At 61.1% G+C, this 25,268-nt stretch carries 25 protein-coding genes, 1 tRNA gene and 1 pseudogene; 9 read left to right on the top strand and 18 right to left on the bottom strand.

Annotated features, from left to right (window positions below; translation table 11 throughout):
• Nucleotides 1–2: 2 nt before the first annotated feature.
• The 10 genes from C5J24_RS02370 to C5J24_RS02330 all read right to left on the bottom strand — a co-directional run bounded on the left by C5J24_RS02370 (nucleotide 3) and on the right by C5J24_RS02330 (nucleotide 7,904).
• Nucleotides 3–818, bottom strand: a complete 816-nt coding sequence (locus C5J24_RS02370) for a creatininase family protein (RefSeq protein WP_105416576.1) — start codon at nucleotides 816–818, stop codon at nucleotides 3–5.
• A 22-nt stretch (nucleotides 819–840) separates the two neighbouring features.
• The gene (locus C5J24_RS02365) at nucleotides 841–2,355 is read right to left on the bottom strand and encodes a class I adenylate-forming enzyme family protein (RefSeq protein WP_105415291.1); all 1,515 of its coding nucleotides are present in this window, start codon (nucleotides 2,353–2,355) and stop codon (nucleotides 841–843) included.
• Between the two features lie 141 nt (nucleotides 2,356–2,496).
• Entirely contained in the window at nucleotides 2,497–3,480 is a 984-nt protein-coding gene (locus C5J24_RS02360) for a LysR family transcriptional regulator (protein WP_105424136.1), read from the bottom strand.
• A gap of 135 nt (nucleotides 3,481–3,615) precedes the next feature.
• Nucleotides 3,616–3,876, bottom strand: a complete 261-nt coding sequence (minE, locus tag C5J24_RS02355; RefSeq protein WP_105415287.1) for a cell division topological specificity factor MinE — start codon at nucleotides 3,874–3,876, stop codon at nucleotides 3,616–3,618.
• Nucleotides 3,873–4,688, bottom strand: coding sequence for a septum site-determining protein MinD (gene minD, locus C5J24_RS02350; protein WP_038543948.1), 816 nt, complete (start codon nucleotides 4,686–4,688; stop codon nucleotides 3,873–3,875). Before minD ends, minE begins: the two co-directional genes overlap by 4 nt.
• Nucleotides 4,689–4,719: 31 nt before the next feature.
• Nucleotides 4,720–5,448 (bottom strand): septum site-determining protein MinC, encoded by a 729-nt coding sequence (gene minC, locus C5J24_RS02345; protein ID WP_105415285.1) that lies wholly within the window; start codon nucleotides 5,446–5,448, stop codon nucleotides 4,720–4,722.
• Nucleotides 5,449–5,703: 255 nt separating this feature from the next.
• Complete coding sequence (locus tag C5J24_RS32235; protein ID WP_245446492.1) at nucleotides 5,704–6,222, bottom strand: IS630 family transposase; 519 nt, start codon at nucleotides 6,220–6,222, stop codon at nucleotides 5,704–5,706.
• Nucleotides 6,223–6,262: 40 nt separating this feature from the next.
• The gene (locus C5J24_RS32230; RefSeq protein ID WP_245446491.1) at nucleotides 6,263–6,655 is read right to left on the bottom strand and encodes a transposase; all 393 of its coding nucleotides are present in this window, start codon (nucleotides 6,653–6,655) and stop codon (nucleotides 6,263–6,265) included.
• A 567-nt stretch (nucleotides 6,656–7,222) separates the two neighbouring features.
• On the bottom strand, nucleotides 7,223–7,369 hold the full coding sequence (locus tag C5J24_RS02335) for a DUF1127 domain-containing protein (RefSeq protein ID WP_080951260.1): 147 nt from the start codon (nucleotides 7,367–7,369) through the stop codon (nucleotides 7,223–7,225).
• Between the two features lie 148 nt (nucleotides 7,370–7,517).
• On the bottom strand, nucleotides 7,518–7,904 hold the full coding sequence (locus C5J24_RS02330; RefSeq protein ID WP_105415283.1) for a RidA family protein: 387 nt from the start codon (nucleotides 7,902–7,904) through the stop codon (nucleotides 7,518–7,520).
• A gap of 280 nt (nucleotides 7,905–8,184) precedes the next feature.
• On the opposite strand from C5J24_RS02330, the gene C5J24_RS02325 reads away from it, so the two are divergent.
• On the top strand, nucleotides 8,185–8,421 hold the full coding sequence (locus C5J24_RS02325) for a BrnA antitoxin family protein (RefSeq protein ID WP_105400587.1): 237 nt from the start codon (nucleotides 8,185–8,187) through the stop codon (nucleotides 8,419–8,421).
• An 87-nt stretch (nucleotides 8,422–8,508) separates the two neighbouring features.
• Complete coding sequence (locus C5J24_RS02320; protein WP_105415281.1) at nucleotides 8,509–9,594, top strand: ornithine cyclodeaminase; 1,086 nt, start codon at nucleotides 8,509–8,511, stop codon at nucleotides 9,592–9,594.
• A 49-nt stretch (nucleotides 9,595–9,643) separates the two neighbouring features.
• Here C5J24_RS02320 and C5J24_RS02315 read toward each other — a convergent pair whose 3' ends face one another.
• Nucleotides 9,644–9,898 carry a DUF982 domain-containing protein gene (locus tag C5J24_RS02315; protein WP_105415279.1) on the bottom strand — a complete coding sequence of 85 codons (255 nt, stop codon included), beginning with the start codon at nucleotides 9,896–9,898 and terminating at the stop codon, nucleotides 9,644–9,646.
• A gap of 195 nt (nucleotides 9,899–10,093) precedes the next feature.
• Between C5J24_RS02315 and C5J24_RS02310 the strand changes: the two genes are divergently transcribed.
• Nucleotides 10,094–12,385, top strand: a complete 2,292-nt coding sequence (locus C5J24_RS02310) for a PBP1A family penicillin-binding protein (protein ID WP_371673563.1) — start codon at nucleotides 10,094–10,096, stop codon at nucleotides 12,383–12,385.
• 168 nt (nucleotides 12,386–12,553) lie between these two features.
• Nucleotides 12,554–12,627, top strand: a tRNA-Gln gene (locus tag C5J24_RS02305).
• A gap of 39 nt (nucleotides 12,628–12,666) precedes the next feature.
• Here C5J24_RS02305 and C5J24_RS02300 read toward each other — a convergent pair.
• Nucleotides 12,667–13,113, bottom strand: a pseudogene (locus C5J24_RS02300) (integrase core domain-containing protein); the annotation flags it as partial.
• A gap of 56 nt (nucleotides 13,114–13,169) precedes the next feature.
• A complete protein-coding gene (locus tag C5J24_RS02295) occupies nucleotides 13,170–13,529 on the bottom strand; it encodes a metalloregulator ArsR/SmtB family transcription factor (protein WP_105415275.1) in 360 nt (119 codons plus the stop codon).
• 164 nt (nucleotides 13,530–13,693) lie between these two features.
• Between C5J24_RS02295 and C5J24_RS02290 the strand changes: the two genes are divergently transcribed.
• The 5 genes from C5J24_RS02290 (at nucleotide 13,694) to rfbA (ending at nucleotide 18,374) form a co-directional block, all read left to right on the top strand.
• Nucleotides 13,694–14,620 (top strand): acyl-CoA desaturase, encoded by a 927-nt coding sequence (locus C5J24_RS02290; RefSeq protein WP_371673561.1) that lies wholly within the window; start codon nucleotides 13,694–13,696, stop codon nucleotides 14,618–14,620.
• 235 nt (nucleotides 14,621–14,855) lie between these two features.
• Nucleotides 14,856–15,452 carry a dTDP-4-dehydrorhamnose 3,5-epimerase gene (gene rfbC, locus C5J24_RS02285; RefSeq protein WP_105415274.1) on the top strand — a complete coding sequence of 199 codons (597 nt, stop codon included), beginning with the start codon at nucleotides 14,856–14,858 and terminating at the stop codon, nucleotides 15,450–15,452.
• A 27-nt stretch (nucleotides 15,453–15,479) separates the two neighbouring features.
• The gene (rfbB, locus tag C5J24_RS02280; RefSeq protein WP_105415272.1) at nucleotides 15,480–16,538 is read left to right on the top strand and encodes a dTDP-glucose 4,6-dehydratase; all 1,059 of its coding nucleotides are present in this window, start codon (nucleotides 15,480–15,482) and stop codon (nucleotides 16,536–16,538) included.
• Entirely contained in the window at nucleotides 16,535–17,464 is a 930-nt protein-coding gene (gene rfbD, locus C5J24_RS02275; protein WP_105415270.1) for a dTDP-4-dehydrorhamnose reductase, read from the top strand. Before rfbB ends, rfbD begins: the two co-directional genes overlap by 4 nt.
• 4 nt (nucleotides 17,465–17,468) lie before the next feature.
• Complete coding sequence (gene rfbA / locus C5J24_RS02270; RefSeq protein ID WP_105415268.1) at nucleotides 17,469–18,374, top strand: glucose-1-phosphate thymidylyltransferase RfbA; 906 nt, start codon at nucleotides 17,469–17,471, stop codon at nucleotides 18,372–18,374.
• Nucleotides 18,375–18,396: 22 nt separating this feature from the next.
• On the opposite strand, the gene C5J24_RS02265 is transcribed toward rfbA, so the two are convergent.
• The 5 genes from C5J24_RS02265 to coxB all read right to left on the bottom strand — a co-directional run bounded on the left by C5J24_RS02265 (nucleotide 18,397) and on the right by coxB (nucleotide 25,255).
• Nucleotides 18,397–20,451: a response regulator gene (locus C5J24_RS02265; protein ID WP_105415266.1), complete on the bottom strand. Its 2,055-nt coding sequence runs from the start codon at nucleotides 20,449–20,451 to the stop codon at nucleotides 18,397–18,399.
• A gap of 124 nt (nucleotides 20,452–20,575) precedes the next feature.
• Nucleotides 20,576–21,298 carry a cytochrome c oxidase assembly protein gene (locus C5J24_RS02260; protein ID WP_105415264.1) on the bottom strand — a complete coding sequence of 241 codons (723 nt, stop codon included), beginning with the start codon at nucleotides 21,296–21,298 and terminating at the stop codon, nucleotides 20,576–20,578.
• Nucleotides 21,295–21,678: a hypothetical protein gene (locus tag C5J24_RS02255; RefSeq protein WP_105415262.1), complete on the bottom strand. Its 384-nt coding sequence runs from the start codon at nucleotides 21,676–21,678 to the stop codon at nucleotides 21,295–21,297. Before C5J24_RS02255 ends, C5J24_RS02260 begins: the two co-directional genes overlap by 4 nt.
• Entirely contained in the window at nucleotides 21,675–24,191 is a 2,517-nt protein-coding gene (gene ctaD, locus C5J24_RS02250) for a cytochrome c oxidase subunit I (protein ID WP_105415260.1), read from the bottom strand. Before ctaD ends, C5J24_RS02255 begins: the two co-directional genes overlap by 4 nt.
• The gene (coxB, locus tag C5J24_RS02245) at nucleotides 24,188–25,255 is read right to left on the bottom strand and encodes a cytochrome c oxidase subunit II (RefSeq protein ID WP_105416574.1); all 1,068 of its coding nucleotides are present in this window, start codon (nucleotides 25,253–25,255) and stop codon (nucleotides 24,188–24,190) included. The genes ctaD and coxB overlap by 4 nt, the downstream gene beginning before the upstream one ends.
• Nucleotides 25,256–25,268 lie beyond the last annotated feature (13 nt).

Raw genomic sequence — 25,268 nt, 5'->3', positions numbered from 1 at the left:
AATCACCCCTTGTACATGGTTTTGGAGGTGATCCGGTCGAGCGGGAAATCCAGCACTTCCTTGATCAGCTTCAGGAGGTTGGCGGCGCTGCGCTCGACATAGAGACGGCCGCGTTCGGCATCGCCGGCAGCCGCATTGCCGCAGGCGCCGGAGGGCTGCACGTCCTGGGTCTGCCAGCCATAACCGATCCGGCCTTCCGGCATCAGCAACCCGCCAGCCGCTTCGAGCTCGACGGAGACCGGCACGAAATCCTCGGCATATTGCATGTCGATCAGCTCGCGATGCAGATGCAGCATCACGCTGGTCTCCGCTTCGCCGCCGTGGATGCCGTGCTTCATCTCGTGGGCGCTGAACAGGTCGGAGAAATCGGCGCCGGCACTCGCCCAGGCGCTGACGGCGAACATGTCGAGCTTGATGCGCAGCTCGCGGCAGACGATGTCCATCACCTGCGGCTGGCCGCCATGCGAATTGACGAAGATGATCTTGCGGCAGCCGGCGCGATTGACGCTCTCGCCGAGCTCGAACCACATCTTGGCCAGCGTGTCGTAGTTGAAGGTCAGCGTCCCCGGATATGCGGTATGCTCGACCGACTTGCCGACAGGCATCATCGGCAGCACCAGAACCGGCAAGTCGCCTTCCATCAGCTCGACCGTGCGGGCGACGACGCCGGCATTGATCGCGGCATCGACGCGGACCGGAAGGTGTGGCCCATGCTGCTCGACGGCGGCGATCGGCAGGATCGCAACGAATTTCTCCATCTCGAACTCGGAGAAGTCCTTTGCGGTATGATCCCACCACCAATGCGATTTCAGCTTCATCGACATATCCTCGGTTTCATTGTCAGGCCGCAGCGGCGCGTGCCGCCAGCTCCGCCTTGGCGATCTTGCCGGTGGGGGTCATGGGCAGCTCTGCAAGCGAGATCACCGTCATGACGGAGAGGTCGTAGGGAAGCGTCGCTGCAATCTGCGCCTTCGCGGCCTCGCCATCGACCGGCGCGGCGGCCTGCACGAAGGCGACCGGCCGCGTCTTCATGGTCGGATCAGGGACGCCGACGACTGCCGCCTGCTCGATGCCGGCGACCGTCGATAGCGCCTCTTCCACATCGCGCGGATACCAGGTCTTGCCGCCGACCTCGAGAAGTTCGGAGCGACGTCCCATCATGGTGACAAAGCCGTGCCGGTCCATCGTGCCGATATCGCCGGTCCATAGCCAGCCGTCGCGCAGCGTCTCGGCGGTCTTTTCGGGCTTGCCCCAGTAACCCCACATGAAACCGCCACGAAGCGCGATCTCGCCGACCGAACCGCAGGGAAGTTCGGAACCGTCGGAATTGAGAATGCGGACCTCCTTGTCCGGCAGCGGCATGCCAGCGCGACGGGTCTCGATGTCGGCGCTATCGAGCTTCGGGAAACCGAGCGCCACGAAACCGCCCAGCTCCGACTGACCATAGCTCTCAACCAGCGGCAGCTTCAGCTTCTCCTGCCAACCCGCCTTCAGAACCGGCGGAACCGGGCCGCCGCCCGACATGCTCATCCGCAGCTTCGCCGGCGCATGGCCGCGGATGGCGGCCTCGTTGAGGAGATCGGTCAGGATCGGAGGGTTGGCGATCAGCATGGTCGCCCCGCGAGCTTCGAGTGCATCGAAACCGGCCTCCTGCGTCCAACGGCCCATCACGTTGATCGCCGCGCCGCGCGACAGCTGCGGCAGAAGATTTCCGACCAGTTGATAAGAGCTCGACAAGGCGCTTGGGCCGAACGAAACGTCGTCCGCCGTGATCTGCAGCCGCTCGGCGATGCAGCGGGTCGCGCGCACCGTCGGCTCATGCTTGAGGCAGGCGCCCTTCGGTTTGCCGGTGGTCCCGGACGTATAGGAAAGATGGGCAATCGCATCTTCGTTGCCCGGATCGGCAGGCACCGGCAGGGCAGCCGCCATCAACTCCGGCAGAGAGTGAGCGCCCGGTTGCGGCCCGTCCATGCAGATCAACGCCCGGATCGTCGGCACGCAGGCGGCTGCGGCGCTCACCTGTTCATGTTTGTCATGGGTATAAACGACCGCAGTCGGCTGGTGATCGCCGAAATAACAGGCAAGTTCGTCGGCGAACTTGACGTTTACGAGAGCTGAAATCGCCCCGAGCCGCCAGCAGCCCAGCATCGTCGTCAGGTAGTCCATGCCGTTGTGTGCGAAGATCGTCACACGGTCGCCCGGCCTGACCCCGAGACTATGCAATGCGCCCGCAGCGCGCTCCATCGCTTCGACGGCCCCGGCATAGGTCAGGCTCCTGTCGCGATCGACCCAGTGGAAACAGGCATGGTCGGGATCGCGATTGGCGCCATCCACGAGAAGGGTGTGCATCAGCATTCGAAATTCCCCGGCGCTAAATCTGCCTGCTCAATTCTTTGGCAGATGTAAATCCTGCCTGCAGCATGGGCAAATTTTGTCCGCGGGTGAATGCCACGGCCGTCGATAGCGGGTATATCCGTTTGCTTATACTCGGCGACTTCAGGACGCCGCCCGCAGAGGCATTTCGGACGGAACCGGATGAAGCGTCTGGTCGAAGCGCCGCGCGACGGTGCGGATGACATTGCGCAGCCACCGGTTGGCGCCGCTGTTATGGGCCCGTTCGTGCCATAGAAGGTAGAGGTTCATCTGGTCGAATTCCCGCGGGGCCTCGACGAGTTGCAGGTGGTTGGCCGGAGCATTCGCGACGATATATTCGGCATAGGGTCGCGCCGTCGTGAAGATCAGGTCGGTTTCGGCAAGGATTGCCGGAATCAGCGCGTATTCGGGAACCGACATGGCGATGCGGCGGCGCATTCCGAGCTGCGCGAGCCGGCCGTCGATCGGGCTGTAGACCGCATTCGAACCCGGCGTCGGCGAGACGTGGTCAGCATCGAGATAGTCGTCGAGAAGAAGGCGACCGCGCTTCGCCATGGGGCTCGACTTCTGCACCACACAGGCAATCTCGCAATGCAGGAGTGTGCTCGACTTCAGGCTCTGCTGCGGCGCCGGCCAGTTGCCAATCACCATGTCCACCCGGCCAGACCCCAGATCCTCGATGAGATCGCTCTGCTCGGAGGGCGCAAAAAAATCGACCGATATGCCGGGCGCTTCACGCCGGATGCTGGTGGCGATCGGCGGGATGAGGAAGGTGCCGAAACAATTGACCGCGGCGATCCGCATCCGGCTGTGGACCATGCCCGGATCGAACTGGCTGCTGCGGTTCAGCGTGTCCAGCAGGCCTTCGAGCATTGCCGCGATCGAGGTCATCACCTCTTCGCCGCGCTCGGTGAGCACCAGTTTCTGGCCGCTGCGCACCAGAAGCGGATCGGAGAAGATTTCCCGCGCCTTCTTGAGGCAGGCACTGACCGCCGGCTGGCTGTGTCCGAGCAGCACCGCGACTTTGGAGACATTGCGCTCCCTGAGCAGCAGATAGGTGGTGCGCAGCAACCTGACGTCGATGGAGGGATTTATGTTCGCGTACACGGCCGTTTCCTTTTGCAGGGGCAACCGTTTTACGAAGCAAGCGACGTGCCAGGCAGGCCGTCTTCGTCACGCAAGAGAAAACGCGGATAACCGGGTTATCCGCGTTTCGAACCGAGCCTATGACAGCCTATCGCCTCAAGCCGCCTGGCTGACGGCATTCAACGGGATCTCGACGTCGATCTCCAGGATCGTGACGTCCTCGTCGCGATCCATCTTGACCTGCACCTTGTCGCTATCGACCTGCACGTGTTTGGCAATCACGGCAAGGATCTCCTCGCGAAGCAAAGCTACGAGGTCCGAGCCGTTCGACGAGCGTTCGTGGGCGAGAAGCACCTGCAGGCGTTCGCGGGCCGTGGGTGCGGAGCGCTGTTTGCGGAAAAGGTTGAATATAGTCATGCGGCCCTCCGTGCGAAGATCTTGCCGAATATCCCCCGCTTTTCCCCGGGGATCGTGATCGGCAGAACTTCTCCTGCAAGCCGGCGTGCGGCGTCGAAATAAGCCATGGCCGGTGCGCTGCGTGCGTCCGCCAGGGTGACCGGCGCGCCGATGTTCGATGCGCGCAGGACATCCATGCTTTCCGGGATGATGCCGATGAGCGGGATGGAGAGGATCTCCAGCACGTCCTCGACCTTCAGCATGTCGCCCCGCTCCGCGCGATTGGCGTCGTAGCGCGTCAGAAGCAGGTGCTTTTCCATGCGCTCGCCGCGCTCGGCCTTCATCGTCTTCGAGTCCAGCAAGCCGATGATGCGGTCCGAGTCGCGAACCGACGAGACTTCCGGATTGGTGACCACCACCGCCATGTCGGCGTGGCGCATAGCGAGCGTGGCGCCGCTTTCGATCCCGGCCGGGCTGTCGCAGATGACCCAGTCGAAGACCCGCTTCAGCTCGGTAATCACTCGCTCCACACCCTCGGGTGTCAGGTTGTCCTTGTCGCGCGTCTGCGAGGCCGGCAGCAGGAACAATGTCTCCAGCCGCTTGTCGCGGATCAGTGCCTGCGAAAGCTTGGCTTCGCCCTGAATGACGTTGATCAGGTCGTAAACGACCCGGCGCTCGGCGCCCATCACCAGGTCGAGGTTGCGCAGCCCGACGTCAAAATCGACGACGACAACCCGTTCGTTTCGCTGCGCCAGAGCCGCTCCCAATGCGGCAGTCGAGGTCGTCTTGCCAACCCCGCCCTTGCCTGAAGTGACTACGATGACTTTCCCCATCTTGCTCTCCTGTTTGCTGGCCGGCTTCGGCTCAAATAAGTTTCTCTGCAATGATCGAATCCCCTTCGAGCCAAAGCTGGACTGACTGTCCGCGAAGGCCAGGGGCCATGTCTTCCGCCATCTTGTAGATGCCGTCGATTGCCACCAGCTCGGCTTCGAGCTTGCGGCAGAAGATGCGCGCCGAGGCGTTTCCAAGCGATCCCGCCATGGCCCGGCCACGCAGGGTCCCGTAGATATGCACTGATCCGCCGGCGATGATTTCGGCACCTGAAGCGACCGAGCCGATGATCGTCACGTCGCCTTCCGGAAAGATGACCGACTGGCCGGAACGGACCGGCTCGCGGATGACAATCGACTGCAACGCGGACCGAACCTCCGGCGCGACCGGCTTCGGCTCGCCGTTGCGCAGCTCGATGATCGGCTCCTTGGCGACGGCCTCGTCGGAGACCGGCCGGCCACCTTTAAGAGCCGGAGGCATGCCGGGACCGAGGATCGAAGGACGGCCGCCCTCGATGCCCATGATATTGACGTTGCGTCCGGCCAGTTCGGTGATGAGATCCTTCAGTTGGGCGCGGTCGATCGGCAGATCGGTGACGTCGAGCACGACAGGCCGGCCCAGAAAGAAACCCGCAGAACGTGCCGCAAGGTCATCCAGCCGGATGAGCCAGTCGTCGAAGGGAAGATCAGGGGCAAGGACAACCGCCAGAAAAGAGCGGCCCTTGATGCGGATAGAGCGAGCGTCTGTTAGCATTTTGGTCATCTGCGTAAAGAAATCGTTGACTGATTTCTAGCGCCGACATGGTTAACAAATGGTAAACGTAAACCTCGCAAAGAGCCTGGTTTTAACCGATCGTTACGATCTTCCTCTCCATCGAGCTCGTCTCGTAGGACATTGGCTTGAAATGCCGGATGCGAGGGAAAAAGGCACGTCAAAACGACCGCGCGCAGCACGCGAACCATCTCTTCTGGCGGTTCGGTAACGGCTGTGATTCTGGGCCGCTAAAGCGTATCGCATCTATTCGGCCTCATAGCCTGCCGCTTTAAAGAAGTTTCGGCATTCTGCGACTGAGAAGAGACTGATGATATCGCCGAGGGCTTGTGTAATCGTATCGAAGCTGCGTGCGGCTCGCTTTCGCAGGAGCGCCTTGAGTTTTGAGAATGCCATTTCGATGGGGTTGAGGTCCGGCGAATAGGGCGGCAAAAACAGAAGCCAAGCACCTTTCGCCTTGACCAACTGCTCGGCTCGTTCGCTTTTGTGGAAGCCGACGTTATCGAGGATGACGACGTCTCCCGGTGATAATGTCGGAGCGAGTTGGGTGTCGATCCAGGTCTCGAAGATGCGACTGTTCATCGGCGCATCGACGATGAAGGGAGCCGTGAGACCATGACAGCGCAGTCCGGCAATGAAGGTCTGTGTCTTCCATTTCCCGAAGGGAGCATAGGCGACAAAGCGGTTGCCTTTGCGTGACCATCCCGTGCGTTTTGTCAGACGTGTGTTCGTCGAAGTCTCATCGATAAAGATGAGCCGCGACAATGCCTTGTTGAAGAACCGCTTTCGGCGGCTGATCCACAGATCACGCGCCTTGGCGATCTCCGGTCTGCGCTGCTCGCTTGCCTTGAGGCTTTTTTTTATTGCTCAGCCCAAGCCGGTGCAGAAACCGCCCGACCGTGGCTCGGTGGACTTTTACACCGCGCTCAGCCAATTCAATACACAACTCGTCCAAGGTCACTTCGGCATGAAGAGACACTCGCCCGCTGATCCATTCGCCATGGGCTGAAAGCTTGCTGCCAGGCGGATGGCCCTGTTTGGCGGCGGCAAGCGAACCGGATGAGCGATGAAGGATCATCATGTTGTTGACGAAGCGAGGCGAAACACGGAAATGCCGCGCCGCTTCTCGATGACTATTGCCGTCATTCACAAACGCAACAACACGCTCACGCAACTCGATCGGATGCGGCTTGCCCATGGTGCGTCTCCTTCCATGGGCAGAGTGAATCACAGATCACCCCAAACGGAAATCCTGAATCCTGTTAGCTGCGACACGCTTTACATGGGGATTCGGTCTCACCATGAGGGTCCGCAGGCGGCTTCCTGCGACTCGAAGGAGGCGCCCGACAGGCGCCGCCGGATACCGCACCGGGCGGACACGGCCAAAGACGCGCAACTTGATTTTCGGAAAACCCTCAGCCCCAAAACGAAAAAGCCTGCCGCGGGAGGAGGTGCGGCAGGCTTTCCGAAAAGAACCGAACAGCGGCTGGGAGGAGGAGTGCCGCTGTTCCTACAGACGTCCCTGGGAGGAGGAGTGGGCCGTCTGATAACACGAAGCTCTGCGGGAGGAGGTGCATCGCTTCGATAAGTATGACTATACACCCGTCCGGCTCGATTGATACCCATTATGTTGCAGTGCAGCTATACGAAAAACGCATACCGGAACACGGCGCTCGAAGGAGGTCCGGACCAGAGCAGGTGCTCGACGCAAAAACGCCCGCGGCAATGGCGGGCGTCATGCAAATTCCGGGAAGAAGTATCGCGGTCAGCGAGCGCTGGCTGCGCGGGCGACGTTACGGATGTCGGCGCGGTCGATGCCAAGGTCCTGCAGTTCGCGGCTGGTCATGCGGCCGAGTTCCGAGACGGTCTGGCGATACTTGCGCCAGTTGTTGAAAGAGCGTGCTACGTTCATGATCGGGTCCCTTTCCTGAGACTGTCTGACGTCAGCATCCGTTCTTGGCTCCGGCGTCGTTCGATGACGATGATATAGGCGCTCGGCACTGCCTGGAAAAGCAACAATACCTCAGGTCACCCATGCATAACGTGCATCGATCCTGAGACTAAACCTCGGCCGATGCCGCAGCGCACACCATGATCATCTCGACCTTGAGGGCGGGATTGGCAAGCCGCGCCTCGAAACAGGCCCGGGCGGGCGGGGCCATGCCCGAAACCCAGGCGTCCCAGACCTCGTTCATTTCGGCATAACCGTCCATGTCGGCAAGCATGATGACGCAGAAGATCAGACCCTGCTTGGCGCTGCCGATTTCGGCAAGCCGCGCTTCTGCCTTGGCCAACAATTGCCGGGTCTGTTCGGCAACGCTCAGATCCCCGTCATAGGGCGACTGGGGCGTCACCGCGAAATAGCCGGTGCCTTGGTGCACGACAGCCGAACTTCCACGGCTGCCGACACCGAAACGCTGGATGATGGAAGAGAAGTCCTGGATCATGACAAGCCTGTATTGGTTTTGAACGGTGAACGAAGAGGATCAGGATATGAAGCGTGTCCTCCCCCGATGTCTTCGAATGACGGGAATGAGCTTTCGGAGCGAGATAGACGCCACCCGGTTCGATCGTCAAGGTCTCGGCCGGATCAGGATCCAGCACTGGTCGGGTAGCCCCTGCTCGGCGATTGCTATTTCGCCATGCTTGCTGATAGTTCGAGGCGGGAGCCGCGTCTGCAGGCAGAAACAACTGCGGCGGACCCCTTCCCTTTCTACGGAGATGATCATGACACGTCCCCCGCGCCGGCCCGTCAATCCACTCGAGGCCGCAGAGGCCCTGTTTGCGCCGGCCAAGAAGACCACTCCGGCTCCCGCGGTCGAGCGGCGCGCGCCGCCGAACGTCAAGGAACTTGTGTCCCTGAAGCTCGACAGCGACGTGCTCGCCTATTTTCAGGAGGATGGCCCCGGCTGGCAGGATCGCATCAACGATGCGCTCCGTGAAGCGATGAACGACAAGGGGTGAACGACAGGGGGTGAACGACGGGAGCAGCTTTGGCATGCATGGCGTGCGTTGCCTGAAAAGGATATGATCCCTTCTAAGGAGCCAACCATGCCAGCTTTGCCCAACCTGAACATCGTGCCGTTCATCAGCGTCGAGAACATGATGGATCTCGTCCTGAACGTCGGCGTGGAAAATTTCCTCACGGAGCTTTCGGCCTATATCGAGGCGGATTTCCGCCGTTGGGAGGCGTTCGACAAGGTGCCGCGTATCGCCTCCCACTCGCAGGAAGGCGTGATCGAGCTGATGCCGACCAGCGACGGCACGCTCTATGGCTTCAAATATGTCAACGGTCACCCCAAGAACACCCGCACAGGCCGCCAGACCGTGACGGCCTTCGGGGTGCTCTCCGATGTCGACAGCGGCTATCCGCTCCTCATTTCCGAGATGACTATCCTGACGGCACTGCGCACCGCGGCGACCTCGGCCGTGGCGGCCAAATATCTGGTGCCGGAAGGCGCCGATTGCATGGCGATCATCGGCAATGGCGCGCAGAGCGAGTTCCAGGCGATCGCCTTCAAGGCACTGGTCGGAATCAAGAAATTGCGGCTCTACGACATAGACCCACAAGCCACCGAACGATGCGCCAAAAATCTTTCCGGGATGGGCTTCGAGATCATCCGATGCCGGTCCTCCCAGGAGGCCGTCGAGGGCGCCCATGTGATCACCACCGCGACGGCAGACAAGCAGAACGCCACCATCCTCACCGACAACATGGTCGGACCCGGTGTCCACATCAATGCCGTCGGAGGCGACTGCCCCGGCAAGACCGAGCTTCACAAGGATATCCTGCTGCGCTCCGACATCTTTGTCGAATATCCGCCGCAGACCCGTGTCGAAGGCGAAATCCAGCAAATGCCGGCGGATTATCCTGTCACCGAACTCTGGCAGGTGATTTCCGGTCTAACGACAGGCAGGACGAGCAGCGCGCAGGTGACGTTGTTCGACAGTGTCGGTTTTGCGACTGAGGATTTTTCGGCGCTTCGTTATATCCGCGACAAGCTCGCCGGCACCGGGCTTTATGAAAATCTCGACCTCCTTGCAGACCCCGACGAGCCGCGCGACCTCTTCGGCATGCTGCTCCGGCGCGAAGTCTCGCGGAAAGCCACGATGCGGAACTCGATCCCGAACGGGTAACCGTGCGACGTGGGCTTACCGAATTTCATGCCGTCCACGCCCAGCAGGCTTATTGGAGCATTCCCGCCTCGAGTGCGGCAGATAGAAACGTCTCACGTGCAGCCGCTGAGTCGATCTGCCTGCGCAGCGCGGCGGAACAGACCTCGGTCGCCGCTCTGTAGCGTTCGTTGCGCGCCGCCGGCCATTTGTTGGTGAGATAGATCAAGGCCTCTGCGGGCGTTCGAATAATCTCCGGAGACCGCCGCCCGACCGCTACGACCACCGGCTCCGGCCAGTTCGGATCGCTTTTCACCCGTTTTTTCATGCGTTTCCTCCGCCTGCAGGCCAAACCTTGCAGATCGGAGTGTGGCACGGCTTCCGCCGCCTATCTATTTGACCTGACTTACCTCATTGGGAGTAGAACGTCACTGCTTGTGATCACCGACAGGCGCCACAGCATCTTCCTTTTGCGCTATGATGCACTAGTTCCCTTATTCAAAATCCAACAGCCACGCAGTGAATGACCCGCCCTGAGGACAGCTCCAAGAACCCGGATGAACATGCCCCCAGCGAGCCTGCGCGCGTGACCGACAGAGAGGCCGTACCGGAAGGCGCGCCTGAAACGGGCGACGATCCCGCTCCGGCTTTCGGGCAAAGCGGACGAGCCATCCGTGAATTGCTGGCAGCGCTCCGCCATGATCTCGGAACGTCGTGGCAATCGGGCTCCCTCTGGATAAGCAACGCCGCTGCCGCTCTTCGGGAGAAATACGCACGGCCGAAAGAGCAGGAACCAAATCCGACATCCGGAACGGCCGAGCGCTTTTCAGCCTTCCGCAGCAAAGCCCTTTTCCAAATAAAAGCCTGGTGGCATCGGCGGCGCTTTTCACCGCAGGACCGGTCCTCCAGGCGGTGGTCGTGGATAACCGTGGCCGCACTCGCATTATTCGCCTGTGTCCTTGTCCTGGCGGGCGCTCTGACATGGGCATTGAAGGACGTGCCATGGCGGGAGATTGCCGCCGGCACGCTGAAGCCGGTCATCGTCCTGGAAACGGCGGATGGCGCCCCGCTTGTCCGGCAGGGTCCCTATCAGGGGCCGTATGCCGCTTACGACCAGTTTCCGCCGTCCCTCATCGAGGCTGTCCTGTCGATTGAGGACAGGCGGTTCATGAGCCACTACGGTATCGATCCGAAGGGTATCGGCCGTGCGCTGGTCCGGAATTTTCAGGCGGGCTCGGTCGCCCAGGGCGGAAGCACGATCACGCAGCAACTGATCAAGGTGCAATATCTGGAAAGCGACCGAACGCTGAAGCGGAAAATCCAGGAGGTGGTCATCGCATTCTGGCTGGAATGGAAGCTCGGCAAGCGGGAAATCCTGACCCGGTATCTGAACGCGGCTTACCTCGGCTCCGGTGCTACCGGAATGCCGGCCGCCGCACGGATCTACTTCAACAAGGACATCGGAGACCTCGACGTCTCCGAATCTGCCATGCTCGCCGGCCTCCTGAAGGCGCCGAGCCAGCTGAACCCCATCGCCAATTTCGAAGGCGCCCGCCAGCGAACGGCGACGGTGCTCGCCGCAATGGTCGCCAATGGCAAGCTGACGCCCGACGAAGCCGCGGCCGCCAAGGCGAAGTTCGGCAAACTTCGGCCGACGACACCGACGCCCCGCTCGGGAAGCTGGTTTGCCGATTGGATATCGCCGCAGGCAAGCGAGATCGCCGGCACCTCGCCGGGATCGACGACCGTCCGCACGACGCTCGTGCCCCGCCTGCAGCGCATTGCCGAAAAGGTTGTTGCACAGGCTCTGGACGAAGACGGAAAGACGCTCGGCGCAAGCCAGGCGGCGCTGGTGGCGATGACACCCGAAGGCGCGGTCGTCGCCATGGTCGGCGGTCATGACTACAAGACGAGCCAGTTCAACCGCGCCGTTACGGCGATGCGGCAACCGGGCTCCACCTTCAAGCTGTTCGTCTATTACGCGGCCTTGAAAAAGGGACTGACCCTTTCCGACCGCGTCCTCGACGCCCCGATCGAGATCGACGGCTGGTCGCCCGAAAATTCCGGCGGCGGTTACCGGGGTTGGGTGACATTGGCGGAAGCTTTCGCCCGTTCGTTGAATGCCGCAACCGCCGCCCTGGCGCAGGAAGTCGGGCTCGACAACGTCATCGCGGCTGCCAAGGAACTCGGCATCGACACACCGCTCGCGCAGACGCCATCCCTCGCGCTCGGCACTTCGGAGACCAATCTGCTCGATATCACCAGCGCCTATGCATCGGTTCGTCTCGGGAAAGCGCCGGTCGAACCTTGGGGGATTATCGATTTTCAGGCGGCGGGCCAATCGCAGGCCTTCAGGGTGGGCGAAAAGACAGCGCCTTCGATCGATCTGTCACCCTACCAGTCCGACCTCCTTGGCCTGCTGCAGCTCGTCGTCGAACGCGGCACGGGCCGAGACGCGGATCCCGGCACGTTCGCCGCCGGCAAGACAGGCACCAGCCAGAACAATCGCGATGCCTGGTTTGTCGGTTTCACCGAGCCGCTGGTCGTCGGCGTCTGGGTCGGGAATGACGACGACACGCCGATGAAAGGCGTGACCGGCGGCTCGCTTCCGGCTCGGATCTGGCGGGACTTCATCCGCGCGGCGATGGCCGAGCCCGCTCCCGATTTCGATCTGGACAAGGGGCTGGCGGCAGGCGAGCCGGGGACCGCGCCCTCCTGCAACATCACCGCCTGCTCCCGCAGCTACCGATCTTTCCGCGCCTCCGACTGCACCTATCAACCTTTTCGCGGCGAGCGCAGGCTTTGCGAAAGGTGAACGGGCACTCGGGGGCACGGAGCGGCGGCGCACGCCCCCGGAGTAAATTTCCGAAGCCGAATGAAAGTATGAGATTTAACAAAAAACGACCGCTCTGTGATTGCTCGGCGAATGAAGCTTTGCTAGAGCACTCGCATTCCCTGAGCGGCACCATCGCCGCCATCATGGTGGGGCGTCGCCAAGCGGTAAGGCAACGGTTTTTGGTACCGTCATCCCTGGTTCGAATCCAGGCGCCCCAGCCACAACAATTTTGGGTCCGTTCTGGACACATAGGTTACGGTTTATTCCCGAGACATGGGTAACACTTTTGAGCCGAAAGGGTTCGGCAGTGGCTCGAGCCTGCATGTCTGGTCATCGAAATATCCCAGATCGTAATCCATGAAGCTTGCGAGCCAGATATGGTCTTCGACCTGCTTGATGCCGACGGCCTGGCCTGCAACGACCAGGCTGAGATTGTTCTTCTTTCGCTTGTAGCAGATGCGGCCGCATGTCGTGACGGTCACGGTCTGGTTGTGGAACGGATAGTCGAGCTCCGGTAGGCCGTGATAGGGTCGTGTTGAAGCGTGGTGACGCTCTGCCGGGCAAGCCATATCGAGGGCTTGATGAGGCCGTTCGGCGTTGAATTCTTCAACGAAATCGTCAAAGCGGGCCTGCTGCTGCAGGAAATTGGCGCCGGCCGGCTTGGTCGTCTCCAGCTTCAATGTCAGATGCATGCGTTCGTGGCGGCCCTCGCCGAGCTTCGGAGTTTCCGAATCCGCTTTTATCCTGGAAAAACGCGCCGGCGCTACTCGCTTCCTTCCTCCGGACCGGTCTTTGCATCTGCGATCTCTCGGCTTTCCCTCTTGATGGGGCGCGCGACTGGGCAGACTTCTTGCACGAAGCCGTTCAGCGTGTTGGCGAGATTGTTGGGCACGATCGAATAGTGGATGAACTGGCCTTGTCGCTTCTTGGCGATCAGGCCGGCATTCTCCAGCACGCCGAGATGCTGGGAGATCGAAGGCTTAGACATGTCGAAGCGCGACGCGATCTCCCCGGCGGTCAGCGACGTATGTGCCAGATAGGCCAGGATGCGCCGGCGCGGCGCTGAGGCCAGTGCCTCGAAGACGCTCTGTAACGAACCATTCGAGCTCAACGTTTCTTCCATTGGCTCGTTCGACTTCTGCTCCACCACGACCAACCTCGAAAACATCACTACTTAGGTCATTGCCTAAATGCCTAAATTAAGGAATAAGTATTTAGCTTATTAACTAAATATCTCTCCGTCTGCGGCTTTGCAAGGCGTGGGCGACGCAAAGCCTGGAATTGGCAATGTCTACTGTAGCGAAGCAGACCCTTTCTACCGAACGCATGATTTCCGCACCTAGAAGCAGCGCTACCGATGGCGAAGTGGTTTGGGTGCCGGAGAAATCGATCTGGACCGGCATGCTGACATTGATCGCATTGGCTCTCGGCCCACTGACTTTTAGCTGGGACGCCTTAGCACTCTTCGTGATCTCCACGGCGATCACCATCTGCGCCGGTCATTCGGTTGGCATGCATCGCCTGCTCATTCATCGCTCGTTTCATACCAGCAAGGCGGTAGAATACATTCTTGTCTATCTGGGCACGCTGGTCGGCATGGCCGGGCCGTTCGGCATGATCTACGCACATGACATCCGCGACTGGGCACAGCGTCAGCGCGATTGCCACCCGCTACATGCCCATCGCCGCTCGTTCCTCGTCGATGCCTGGTGGCAGATGCATTGTGCGGTGAAACTGCTACATCCGCCCACCTTCGTCATCGAGAAGGCTGTGCGCGGGGACCGGTTCTACCAATTCCTCGAACGAACGTGGATGGCGCAACAGTTGCCATGGGCCGTACTCTTCTTCGCCATCGGCGGCTGCGGTTGGGTGGTATGGGGGATTGCGGTGCGCGTCTCTGTCTCGCTTACCGGCCATTGGCTGATCGGCCACTTCGCTCACCGCCGTGGCCACCAGGGTTGGAGCGTCAAGGACGTTGCGGTCCAGGGCTACAATTTGCCCGCCTACGGGCTAATCACATTTGGTGAAGCCTTCCATGGCAATCACCACGCTTTCCCACAATCTGCACGCCTCGGCCTAGAAGACGGCCAGATAGACCTCGGCTGGACCTTCATTCGGGCTCTCATGGTACTCGGACTCGCCGGCGAGGTGAAGCTGCCCGAGAACACGCAGGCTCGCGACGGGCTGCAACGCGTGCCTGAAGCGGGAGCCTAGATTTAGCCGCCCTGGCTGAGGATACAACCCGGCCAAGTCATGGACTGGCTGCGAGCCTCGTTGTTCTGATGAGAACAGCAATCCTCTGGGTAACCAGGAGAACGGGGCATAGCCTTCAGCCTACCGCTAATTGACTATCCCATCGCCCATCTGATGAGCCGCATCCGAATTGCGCTCAGAATATCGGTATGGCTTTATAACCAAACAGCCGGAAATTCAGGATCGTGAGGAATTTGTGCGCTTCGAGAGTACGATCATTGAAGATGTACTTCTTTTAGCGTCGAAGAAATTCGGCGATCCTCGAGGCTATTTCATGGAAACGTTTCGGAAGAGCTTCTTTGAATCAGAAGTCGGTTCTTTCACGTTTGTTCAGGATAACCGGTCTTATTCGTCAGAGGCGGGAACTGTTCGTGGCCTGCACTTTCAGATCCATCCTCATTCACAGGGTAAACTCGTGTCGTGCTCAAGCGGCGCGCTCCTGGATGTGGCGGTTGATATCCGTATCGGATCGCCGACCTACGGGAAATTCGTCGCGGTGGAACTGTCGGCCGAAAATGCCCTCCAGCTTTGGCTGCCGCCGGGTTTCGCCCATGGGTTTTGTACGCTGACGGCGGATACGGTCATCACCTACAAGGTGACCGACTATTACAGCGCCGAACACGAACGCGGCCTGCTTTGGAACGATCCGGAGCTTGGGATCGAATGGCCAGTCGCTGCAGACAAGGCAATCCTGTCGGAGAAAGATCGGGGGCAGCCTAAGCTCGCCGAGCTTCAATCCAACTTTATTTATGCCGTCAACGACGAATTCGGCAGACGCAGTCGGAGCCTGTGACGGGAATTTTGGGGGGTAGTCGAAAGCATGCGCGTGCTTGTAACGGGTGGGGCAGGTTTCATCGGATCGGCGGTCATCCGCCACCTCGTGCTCGAAAAGGGATACGAGGTCTTGAACATCGACAAATTGACCTATGCCGGCACGTTGAGCTCGCTGAGGTCGGTTGAAGGCAAGCCGTCCTACCGGTTTCTGAAGATCGACATATGCGATGCCGCGGCAATAGCGTCCGCGATGTCGACCTTCAGGCCGGACCGGGTGATGCATCTGGCTGCCGAAAGCCATGTCGACCGCTCCATCCTCGGCGCACGGCAATTCGTTGAAACCAACATACTCGGCTCTTTCACCATGCTCGAATGCGCGCGAGCATATTGGCAGGCACTTCTTCCCCTGGACCGGAGCCGCTTCCGCTTCCTGCATGTCTCGACCGACGAGGTCTACGGCTCCCTCGGAGCGGAGGGGGCGTTCTCGGAAACAACGCCCTACGATCCGAGCTCGCCCTATTCCGCATCGAAGGCGGCATCGGACCATCTCGCCAAGGCATGGGCCCGAACCTACGGCATGCCGGTCATCGTCTCCAACTGCTCGAACAATTACGGGCCTTACCATTTCCCGGAAAAACTCATTCCGCTGATTATCCTGAACGCGCTGGAGGGCAAGCCCCTGCCGGTTTATGGAAATGGCACCAACATTCGCGACTGGCTTTATGTGGAGGATCACGCTCGGGCGCTGGATCTCATCGCCGAGCGAGGCAGGGTTGGAGAAACCTACAATGTCGGAGGCTGGAACGAGCGCAGCAACATCGACGTCGTGAGGCGGATCTGCGCGATCCTCGACGATCTGCAGGCAATCGGCCGCCCCCACGAAAACCTGATCCAGTATGTAGCCGACCGGCCCGGGCATGATGTACGTTATGCGATCGACGCGACCAAGCTGGAAACGGAACTCGGCTGGAGGGCAAAGGAAAGCTTCGAGACAGGCATCGAAAAGACGGTGCGCTGGTATCTGGACAGCGAATGGTGGTGGGCGCCGCTCCGAAAAGGGTACGACGGCAGCCGCCTCGGGCTCCTCAAGGCCGGGGCCGGATGATGCGCGAACCCAGGCGATACGTGGTAACCGGGCTTAAGGGACAGGTCGTCCAATCCCTCATCGAAAACGCGATCGGGCAAAGCGAGGTCGAGATCATTCCGCTCGGCCGACCGGAACTCGATCTGGCCATGCCGGAGACCATCGCGGCGGCGGTCGAGGCCGCTCGTCCCGACCTAATCGTCTCCGCGGCTGCCTTCACAGGTGTCGATCAGGCCGAAATCGACAGGGCAACGGCTTTTGCCGTCAACGCTGCAGGCCCGACGGAACTGGCGCGGGTCGCGAAAACGCTGCAGGTCCCGATCGTTCATCTGTCCACCGACTATGTCTTCGACGGCAGCAAGCCCTCCCCTTATGTCGAATCCGATCCGGTCGCACCGCTGGGCGTCTATGGCCGCGACAAATTGGTGGGCGAGCGGAACGTCGCCGCTGCAACCGAAAATCATGCCATCCTTCGCACCGCCTGGATCTACAGCCCGTTCAGCCGAAACTTCCTGCGCACGATGCTGAAGGCCGCTGAGGCAAGGGAAGAGGTGCAAGTCGTCGACGATCAGATCGGCAACCCGACGTCGGCAATCGATATCGCCGAAGCCATCATGGTGGTCGGGCAGAACCTGCTGGCTTCGAACAACCCCGCCTTGCGCGGCGTCTTTCATATAGCGGGAACGGGCGCGGCCAGCTGGGCGGACTTCGCGGACGAGATCTTCAGAATTTCCGGCGCGAATGGCGGGCCCTCGGCAAGGGTCGTCCGCATCCCCACCAGCGCCTATCCGACGCCGGCTCGGCGACCGGCCAATTCACAACTGGACTGCTCGAAATTGTACAGGCGCCACGGCATCATCATGCCCGATTGGCGGGGCTCAGTGGCAAGCGTCGTCAGGCGCGTTCTGCAGCCGGTTGACCATGCAAACAGAAAATACGGGAGGTGAGTGGATGAAGGGGATTATTCTCGCCGGCGGCAGCGGCACGCGGTTACACCCGATGACGCAGGTGCTGTCGAAACAGCTCATGCCGATCTATGACAAGCCGATGATCTATTATCCGCTGTCGACGCTGATGCTCGCGGGGATCCGCGACATCCTGATCATATCGACGCCCAAGGACATGCCGAATTTCCAGCAGCTGCTGGGCGACGGTTCCAAATGGGGCCTCTCGTTATCCTATGCGGAACAGCCCTCGCCTGACGGTCTTGCGCAGGCCTATATTATCGGGGCCGATTTCATCGGCTCCAATTCGTCCTGCCTGGTCCTGGGCGACAACATCTTCTTCGGCCATGGCATCACCGACCTCTTCAAAAGCGCCATGGCGCGCGAAAGCGGCGCCACGGTCTTTGCCTACCACGTTAACGACCCGCAGCGTTACGGCGTGGTCGAGTTCGACAAGCAGATGAAGGCAGCTTCGATCGAAGAGAAACCGGAACACCCCCGCTCCAGCTGGGCCGTCACCGGCCTCTATTTCTATGACAAGGACGTCATCGATATTGCTGCCAACCTGAGGCCGTCTGCCAGAGGTGAATTGGAGATCACCGACGTCAACCGGGCTTATCTCGATCGCGGAATGCTCCATGTCGAGATGATGGGACGCGGTTATGCTTGGCTCGACACCGGCACGCCCGACAGCCTCCTTGAAGCATCAGAATTCGTATCGACGCTTGAACGCCGACAAGGCGTCAAGATTTCCTGCCCGGAGGAGATCGCCTATCGCCAGAACTTTATCGACGCCGACCAACTCGAATGCCTCGCCAGGCAATATGGAAAGAGCGCTTATGGGCGATATCTAACCGGCCTTCTGGATCCCATTCCGTCGCAGGTCCATAAGCCGCTCAGCTTGGTCGGATAGACTGAAGCGTCGTCGACGCCCGTCAGTTTTTCGCCGGGATCTCCAGGCGCACGACGTTTGTCGACTGTTCCGTCGATGTTTTCGCCGCCTCCAGCGAAGCGGCCAGGTCTTCGATCTTGAACGGCTTCGCCACAACCGGACAGCCGACCTCTGTGCCGGCCTCCAGCTTGTCGCTGTAGCCGGTCATCAGAACAACCGGCAGGTGCGAGTTCTTCCGGCGTATCTCCTCGGCAAGCTCGATGCCGGACATTCCCGGCATCATGATGTCGCTGATCACCGCCTCGATTTCGGGGTGACGCTCCAGAACCTCGATTGCCTCGATGCCGCTTGTCGCCACGAAGATCGTGGAGGCAAGTCCTTCCAGGGCCAGGCGCACCGATTCCAGAGACGATGGGGTATCGTCCACGATCAAAAGCCTTGCCGGAAGATTTACCGTCGGCTTTGCAGGCTCGCGCGCGACCCGCTGTTCGTCTGACCGGGGAAGAAGCAGCGTGAAGGCGCTGCCATGGCCGGCGACGCTCGCGACCTTCACGGCACCGCCGCTGCCCTTGGCGAAACTGTGAACCTGGGTTAGCCCGAGGCCCGGGCCGCCATTCTTCTTCGTGGAGAAAAACGGCTCGAACACCCGCCCCAGATGCTCGGATGCGACGCCTGTTCCGGTGTCTGCTATCGTCAAGGCAACAAACTGTCCTTGAAGTGTCGGATCTTCCGCAGCGCCGTCGAGGACATTTCTTGCCGAAATCGTCACTTGACCGCCGCTGCCCATTGCCTCGCGCGCATTGGTAAGAAAATTGATCAGTGCATTTTCCAGCCCCGCGGGGTCGACGTGAACGGGCCAGATGTCGTCCGGAACATTGATGGCCATGACGATCGTGTCATCGATGGCCTGCCGCAGCAGCGGTCTCAATTCGGTGAGCTTGATGTCCAGCTCGACATGTCCGGCTCCCTGATTGGAGCGCCTCGAGAAGGACAGCAGTCGTTGCGTGATCGCCTTTCCCCTCGTTACTCCCTCGCTCATGTGCGAAAGGAGCTGCGTCACCCGCTGCTCGTCGTTCCGCCTTCTCTTGATGCCCTCGACACCCGATTGAAACACCATGAGGAGGTTGTTGAAATCATGCGCAGCCTGGCCCGTCAGCTTTCCAAGCGCATCCATGCGCTGCCAATTAGCCACGCTTTCGCGTTCGCGGTTCCTTGCGCGAATTTCCCGGTGGAAGAGAAATGCAGCCGAACCTGAGAGCAGCAGCGTGAAACAGCTGGCTGCCGCGAGCAGCAATGTCGCCTTGCGTGCCAGCCTATCGTATTCCGCAACCGGCAGGCCCACCCTCACCCGCCACGGGGTTTCCCCAAGCGCAACTTGGGCAACTCGTACCTCCAGCCCATTCTTGAGCGTCGCCAGGCCAAATTCCGTTCCAGAAAAGCTTGCGAACTCGCTTGCCGCATTGCCGGCAAGCGAGGGGGCGCCGGTCGAAGCGACAAGGCGATCCTGGCCGTCGACGATCCAGGCCGCCCAGGTTTCCGGGAGCCCATTGGCGTAGAGAAGGTTTGTCACGATCGTCGGGCGGATGACGACCGACAGAATGGCTCGCAGCTTGTCATTCCTCTGGATCGGAACTCTCACGGCGAAGGCCGCCTGCCCGCGAGGTCCGATGGAAACATTGCCGATCACAGCGGCCCCCGTGCGAACCAGGGTCCGGTGGCTCTCCACGTCCACGACCTGTTTCTCAGCCGAGCCGTCGAGCGGCGGTGAGGACAGCACGACCTCGCCTTTCTCATCCGATATCCGGATCTGCTCCCATTCAGGCACCCTTTCGCGCAGGCGCCGAGCGGTCTCGGCGAAGGCGGAACGAGGAATCGGCGGATCGAGCCGGGGCGAATCCGCAACGACGGACAGAAGCTGGATCTGGCTTTTAAGCTCCCGCTGAAGCGTCGCGGCCATGATGGTCGCTTTGCTGCGAATGTCGGCGTCGAGCGCGTCCTGCTGTTCCTGAATGAAGAACCTGCCCATCACCGCGGCGAGAATGATGAGCGGGATCAGCGACGCAGTGACGAGGAGGAGCGCTGGCCTGGTTTGATTCAACTGATACTCCGATATCCGTTGTCCACGCTCCATCAAATAGGCCGGAGCCTGAAACTTGCAACGCCAACTTCGGCCGGAGGGCCAGGGTCGCGCCAAATAGCTGGGGAGATCGCACCGATCCGCGTCATTCCCATGGCGATGTCAACCGCTGGCTGTCCTCTCCCCCTGCACGCACGACGACGGCGGCTCGACAGAGCGGGAGGACGCCATCTCTACGCCCCGACTCACCGACCCGGCAGCGGCGCGTCAGCGTGCGGGCCAACAGCGCCACGCCACCGGCCAAATAGACTGCGGCGCCCACCAAAAGCATGACAACGCCACCGGCTTGCTGGTCCATCGCAGCCGATAAGGTCACGCCGAGGCAACTTACTTCATCATCGCCGTAAAGCGGACGCGGCGAAAGCGCCAACAGCGCGCCAAGCAGCGTCATGTGCATGGAGGTAAAGAGCAGACCGAATGTACCGGCAAGCCGCCGCTCCTCCCTGCCCGTCGTCGCTCCACCGAGGCAGGAGAGCCAGAGAGCGAGACCTGCGCCGAGAAAGATGAGTTGCTCCAGCACCGCAATGAGGGGCGAGGTTTCGGACAGGGCTCGGAGGGCGGGAATATGCCAGGTCCACACGGCGAATAGCTCGATCAGCGAAGCGGTGAGCGGCGTAAGCCAGGGCAGATTGGACAAAAGGTCGAAGCGCGTTCCGGAAAGGCCGACAGCAATCAACGGCGCGGCACCCGCCACGACGCCCATATGGGCGATCATGTGCACCGTGAAGGACGCCCGGTCGGCAAGCGGGAGGACGGTCCACAGGACGAACAGTAGAACAAAGCCGGTGATCAGCGCCGCCTTCCTCATGGCTGGCACCCCGCAATGAAGATCATCGGAATGGCCATGTAAAGGACAGCGGCAAAGCTGAGGCCTGACAGCAGCAGCGTCGCGAACCCTTGGAACAAGGTCCGGGCGTTGCGGGTAGCCTCGTCGTGCGGCGGGTCGTCGGAGCCGAAACCCCATTGCCGCCAGGCAAGCCAGGCCGACAGCACGATCATCGCCAGCGCCAGCACCGTTACCACGCCGAGCCCGATCCGCACCGTATCGAACGATATCTCGGATGCGAGGCCCTTGGCGCAGAAGACCGCCACCGTCCCGTAACAGACAAGGAAATGCAGCGCCCAGACGGTCGGGGCGGTGAACAGGGTCCAGAGGGTCTCAACCTCGCGCGGAATGAAGCTCTTCATGTGTTCACCAAAGGAAACAGGCCGAGGACCGCGAAGGTGACCACGGCGGTAAAGGCCATGAAGTGCCAGTAGAGCGCGACGTTGCGGATATCCTGGTCGTATTCCGCGGTCATCCGTCCGGCGATGCTGCGCGCGAGACAATAGCCCTGCATGATCGCGCCGACCATGCCATGCGTCACTGTCCAGATTGCGACGATCCAGACGATGGCCGGATAGACATGTGAGGTCGGATCCATGCCGTGCAGATAGGGACCGGCAAGGCCCGCAAGCGAGGCCGCGATCGAAACGGCGAAGCCCACGATGAGCGCCAAGCGCGCACCCGTTGGGCCCTTCTCGTTGAGTTCGCGCGCCAGCAGCGTCAGCGCCCAGGCGATGACGTAGAGCACCAGCGCCGCCATAGGCCAGAGGACGCCGGGTCCATTGGCGATCGTGGTGAAGTCGTCATGGATGGTCCAGTAGAAGAAATAGCCGAAGATCAGGCTCGCGAACGCCGTGCCGTCGCCGACCATAGTGATGAACATCGCCCACCAGCCGACTGAAGCCGGGCCGGAGACATAGATCGGCAGCGTCTCGCCCAGCCCGACATCGATCTCCGGTGCCTCCGGGATCGGCGCTGTTCCGTTCCAGAGCCAGTGGATGACGGCTATGAAGGTGATGATCGCGAAGACGATCGTGGTGATCCACAATTTGAAGGTCAGCGCGATGAACACTCCGCCGAGCGCGATCGCCGCGATGATCGTCACATAAGAGACGCCGCCGACCCGCAGGCACTGGATCGGCTTCGCGTCCAGAACGGAGGTCACCAGTGTCTCGCGCCTGCCGGATTTGGCATCCGGCAGATAGAAGCGCCCGGCCTCGATATCCGCTTGCAGGTTCGGCTGGTCCCAGAGCGGGTATCGGCTGGTGATGATCGGTACCGAGCGCATGCCCCAGGTTTCCGCCGGATCGTTGGTCCATTCGAGCGTCCCGGAATTCCAGGGATTGAGATCGCGCTCTGCCGGTTGTTGCTTCGGGCGAAAGATGTCGATGACGAAGGTCGCGATACCGGCGGCGAAGACGAAGGCACCGATGGTCGACATGAGGTTGAACCAGTCCCAGCCGATATCTTCCGGATAGGTGAAGACCCGCCTCGGCATCCCGCGCAGGCCGGAGAAGTGCATGGGGAAGAAGGCGGTGTTGAAACCGGCAAACATCAGCCAGAAAGCGGCCCTGCCCCAGGCATCGCTGAGCTTCTTGCCTGTCACGAACGGAAAGTAGTAATAGATGCCGGCGACGACCGGAAACAGCATGCCGCCGATCAGCACGTAATGAAGGTGGGCGACGACGAAATAGGTGTCATGGGCCTGCCAGTCGAACGGTACCAGCGCCACCATGACGCCCGTCAGTCCGCCGATCACGAAGATGATCAGCCCGCCTGCCCCGAACAGCATCGGTACCGAAAAGATCACCCGGCCGGCGAGCATGGTGGCGATGAACACGAAGATTTGCACCCCGGTCGGGATCGCCACCGCTTCAGACGCTGCCGAAAAGAAGGCGAGCGAGATCTGCGGCAGGCCGGTCGCGAACATGTGGTGTACCCAGAGCCCGAAGCTCAAGAAACCCGTGCCGACGGCGGCCAGCACGATCCAGGAATAACCGACGATCGGCCGCTGCGAAAAGGTCGGCACGATCATCGCCATCAGCGCGATCGCGGGCAGGAAGATGATGTAGACTTCCGGGTGGCCGAAGATCCAGAACAGGTGCTGCCAAAGCAGCGGATCGCCGCCCCGCCTCGCGTCGAAGAACGGCCAGTCGAACATCCGCTCCATCTCGAAAAGGATGTCGCCGGCAATCAGCGGCGGAAAGGCGAACAGGATCATGCCCGCGACGATCAGCAGGTACCAGGCGAACATCGGCATCAGGTTGACACGCATGCCGGGCGCCCGGCACTTCATGATGCCCACGATGATCTCGACTGCGGCGGCGATCGAGGCCACCTCGATGAAGGACAGGCCGAGCAGCCAGATATCCGCACCGATGCCGGCATATTCGTCGTCGGTCGCCAGCGGCGGATACATGAACCAGCCGGCGTTCGGCGCGGCGTTGAAGAAGATCGACCCGCAGACGAAGACGCCGCCGATCAGAAAACTCCAGAAGCCGAAGGCGGACAGCCGCGGGAAAGGTAGCTCCCGGGCGCCCAGCATCGACGGCAGCAGGAAGATCGCAACGGCTTCGAAGATCGGCACCGCGAACAGGAACATCATCACCGTGCCATGCAGCGTGAAGGCCTGGTTGAAGAGCTCGGCGGAGATGAAGTCGTTCTGCGGCACCGCCAGTTGCAGGCGCATCAAGAGCCCGAGCAGGCCCGCGAACAGCATGAAGGCAAAGGCGGTGACGCCGTACCACAGCCCGATCTCGCTGTTGTTGACAGACGTCCAGTAGCGGATCCCCTTCGGCGTCTCCCATACCTTGCGGAGCCGTTCCTCCTGCGCCGCCCGCTCTTCCGGCGAAAAATTGCCGAGCTCCTTGGTCATCTGAGCCCTTTCAGGTAGGCAGCTATCCGCTCGATCTCCGCCTCTTCCAGCATGGAGAAGTGCGGCATGTGCGCCTCCGGCTTGACCTGGCCGGGATCGCGTATGAAGCGGGCAACATGCTCCTGCCCATTGGAAAGCGTCCCCGCCCCCACGGAACTGCGCTCGCCGAAAGCGGTCAGATCGGGACCGATCGTCCCCCTCGCCTCCGTGCCGGAAATGGCATGGCAGGCGCCACAACCGTGGCGAAGGAAGAGCGCCAACCCGTCTTTATCCTGTCCGCCGGACGCTTGGCGACGCGCAGCGACCCAGGCCTCGTACGCCTCCGGTTCCATCGCATGGACGGTGAAAGCCATCAGCGCGTGACTGGCGCCGCAGAACTCGGCGCAGACGCCCCGATAGGTACCGGGCTTTTCCGCCTGCAGCGTCAGGCGGTTTTCACGACCGGGTATCATGTCCATCTTGCCGCCGAGCACGGGTATCCAGAAGGAATGGATGACATCGGGCGAATTCAGCAAAAAGACGACGCGCTTCCCGGTCGGTACCCGCACCTCATTGGCCGTTTCGAAAGCGACCGTACCGCCCTCGTCGAGATAGCGGACCCGCCACCAGAACTGCTCGCCTGTCACCTCCACACGGCCAACGCCCACACCCTCACCGAACCAGGGCCGGATGTTGGGCATCAGCCAGACGGCATAGGAAAGCAAGGCTGCGAGGGTTACCGTCGGGAAAACGGCCCCACCCCAGAGGATGATCTGTCCCGCCCCCTTTTCCGAATAGGGTCTACGCTTGCGCGCCGCATGGAACAGCAGGCCGACGACACCTGCCCAGATGACCACGCCGCCGATCAGCATGACGAAAAACAGGTTCGCGACATCGCTCGCCTCGCGGCCAGCCGGATCGAGCGCCGACTGGACGCCGGAACACGACGCCAGGAGCGGAAAGAGAAGAGGAATGAAGGTGGTTGCCCGGATTGCCGGCCGATAACTGCCCGAAATGCCGTGCCGGCCGATGTCTCGTCCTGATCGGATTGGCCGGCCAGCGCCGGTCAAGCGGTCATCATCCATTCGGCAAGCACCC

The organism is Neorhizobium sp. T25_27, assembly GCF_002968565.1.
Classification (GTDB): domain Bacteria; phylum Pseudomonadota; class Alphaproteobacteria; order Rhizobiales; family Rhizobiaceae; genus Neorhizobium; species Neorhizobium tomejilense.
Note: the sequence above shows the minus strand (reverse complement) of the source record. Positions and strands in the feature narration are given on the sequence as shown.

Excerpts from the sequence above, each read along its gene's own strand:
- C5J24_RS02370 (WP_105416576.1), bottom strand. The coding sequence starts at position 818 with ATGAAGCTGAAATCGCATTGGTGGTGGGATCATACCGCAAAGGACTTC.
- C5J24_RS02365 (WP_105415291.1), bottom strand. The coding sequence starts at position 2,355 with ATGCTGATGCACACCCTTCTCGTGGATGGCGCCAATCGCGATCCCGAC.
- minE (WP_105415287.1), bottom strand. The coding sequence starts at position 3,876 with ATGACTATATTCAACCTTTTCCGCAAACAGCGCTCCGCACCCACGGCC.
- minD (WP_038543948.1), bottom strand. The coding sequence starts at position 4,688 with ATGGGGAAAGTCATCGTAGTCACTTCAGGCAAGGGCGGGGTTGGCAAG.
- minC (WP_105415285.1), bottom strand. The coding sequence starts at position 5,448 with ATGACCAAAATGCTAACAGACGCTCGCTCTATCCGCATCAAGGGCCGC.
- C5J24_RS32230 (WP_245446491.1), bottom strand. The coding sequence starts at position 6,655 with ATGGGCAAGCCGCATCCGATCGAGTTGCGTGAGCGTGTTGTTGCGTTT.
- C5J24_RS02335 (WP_080951260.1), bottom strand. The coding sequence starts at position 7,369 with ATGAACGTAGCACGCTCTTTCAACAACTGGCGCAAGTATCGCCAGACC.
- C5J24_RS02330 (WP_105415283.1), bottom strand. The coding sequence starts at position 7,904 with ATGATCCAGGACTTCTCTTCCATCATCCAGCGTTTCGGTGTCGGCAGC.
- C5J24_RS02325 (WP_105400587.1), top strand. The coding sequence starts at position 8,185 with ATGACACGTCCCCCGCGCCGGCCCGTCAATCCACTCGAGGCCGCAGAG.
- C5J24_RS02320 (WP_105415281.1), top strand. The coding sequence starts at position 8,509 with ATGCCAGCTTTGCCCAACCTGAACATCGTGCCGTTCATCAGCGTCGAG.
- C5J24_RS02315 (WP_105415279.1), bottom strand. The coding sequence starts at position 9,898 with ATGAAAAAACGGGTGAAAAGCGATCCGAACTGGCCGGAGCCGGTGGTC.
- C5J24_RS02310 (WP_371673563.1), top strand. The coding sequence starts at position 10,094 with ATGACCCGCCCTGAGGACAGCTCCAAGAACCCGGATGAACATGCCCCC.
- C5J24_RS02295 (WP_105415275.1), bottom strand. The coding sequence starts at position 13,529 with ATGGAAGAAACGTTGAGCTCGAATGGTTCGTTACAGAGCGTCTTCGAG.
- C5J24_RS02290 (WP_371673561.1), top strand. The coding sequence starts at position 13,694 with ATGTCTACTGTAGCGAAGCAGACCCTTTCTACCGAACGCATGATTTCC.
- rfbB (WP_105415272.1), top strand. The coding sequence starts at position 15,480 with ATGCGCGTGCTTGTAACGGGTGGGGCAGGTTTCATCGGATCGGCGGTC.
- rfbD (WP_105415270.1), top strand. The coding sequence starts at position 16,535 with ATGATGCGCGAACCCAGGCGATACGTGGTAACCGGGCTTAAGGGACAG.
- rfbA (WP_105415268.1), top strand. The coding sequence starts at position 17,469 with ATGAAGGGGATTATTCTCGCCGGCGGCAGCGGCACGCGGTTACACCCG.
- C5J24_RS02260 (WP_105415264.1), bottom strand. The coding sequence starts at position 21,298 with ATGAGGAAGGCGGCGCTGATCACCGGCTTTGTTCTACTGTTCGTCCTG.
- C5J24_RS02255 (WP_105415262.1), bottom strand. The coding sequence starts at position 21,678 with ATGAAGAGCTTCATTCCGCGCGAGGTTGAGACCCTCTGGACCCTGTTC.
- ctaD (WP_105415260.1), bottom strand. The coding sequence starts at position 24,191 with ATGACCAAGGAGCTCGGCAATTTTTCGCCGGAAGAGCGGGCGGCGCAG.
- coxB (WP_105416574.1), bottom strand. The coding sequence starts at position 25,255 with ATGGATGATGACCGCTTGACCGGCGCTGGCCGGCCAATCCGATCAGGA.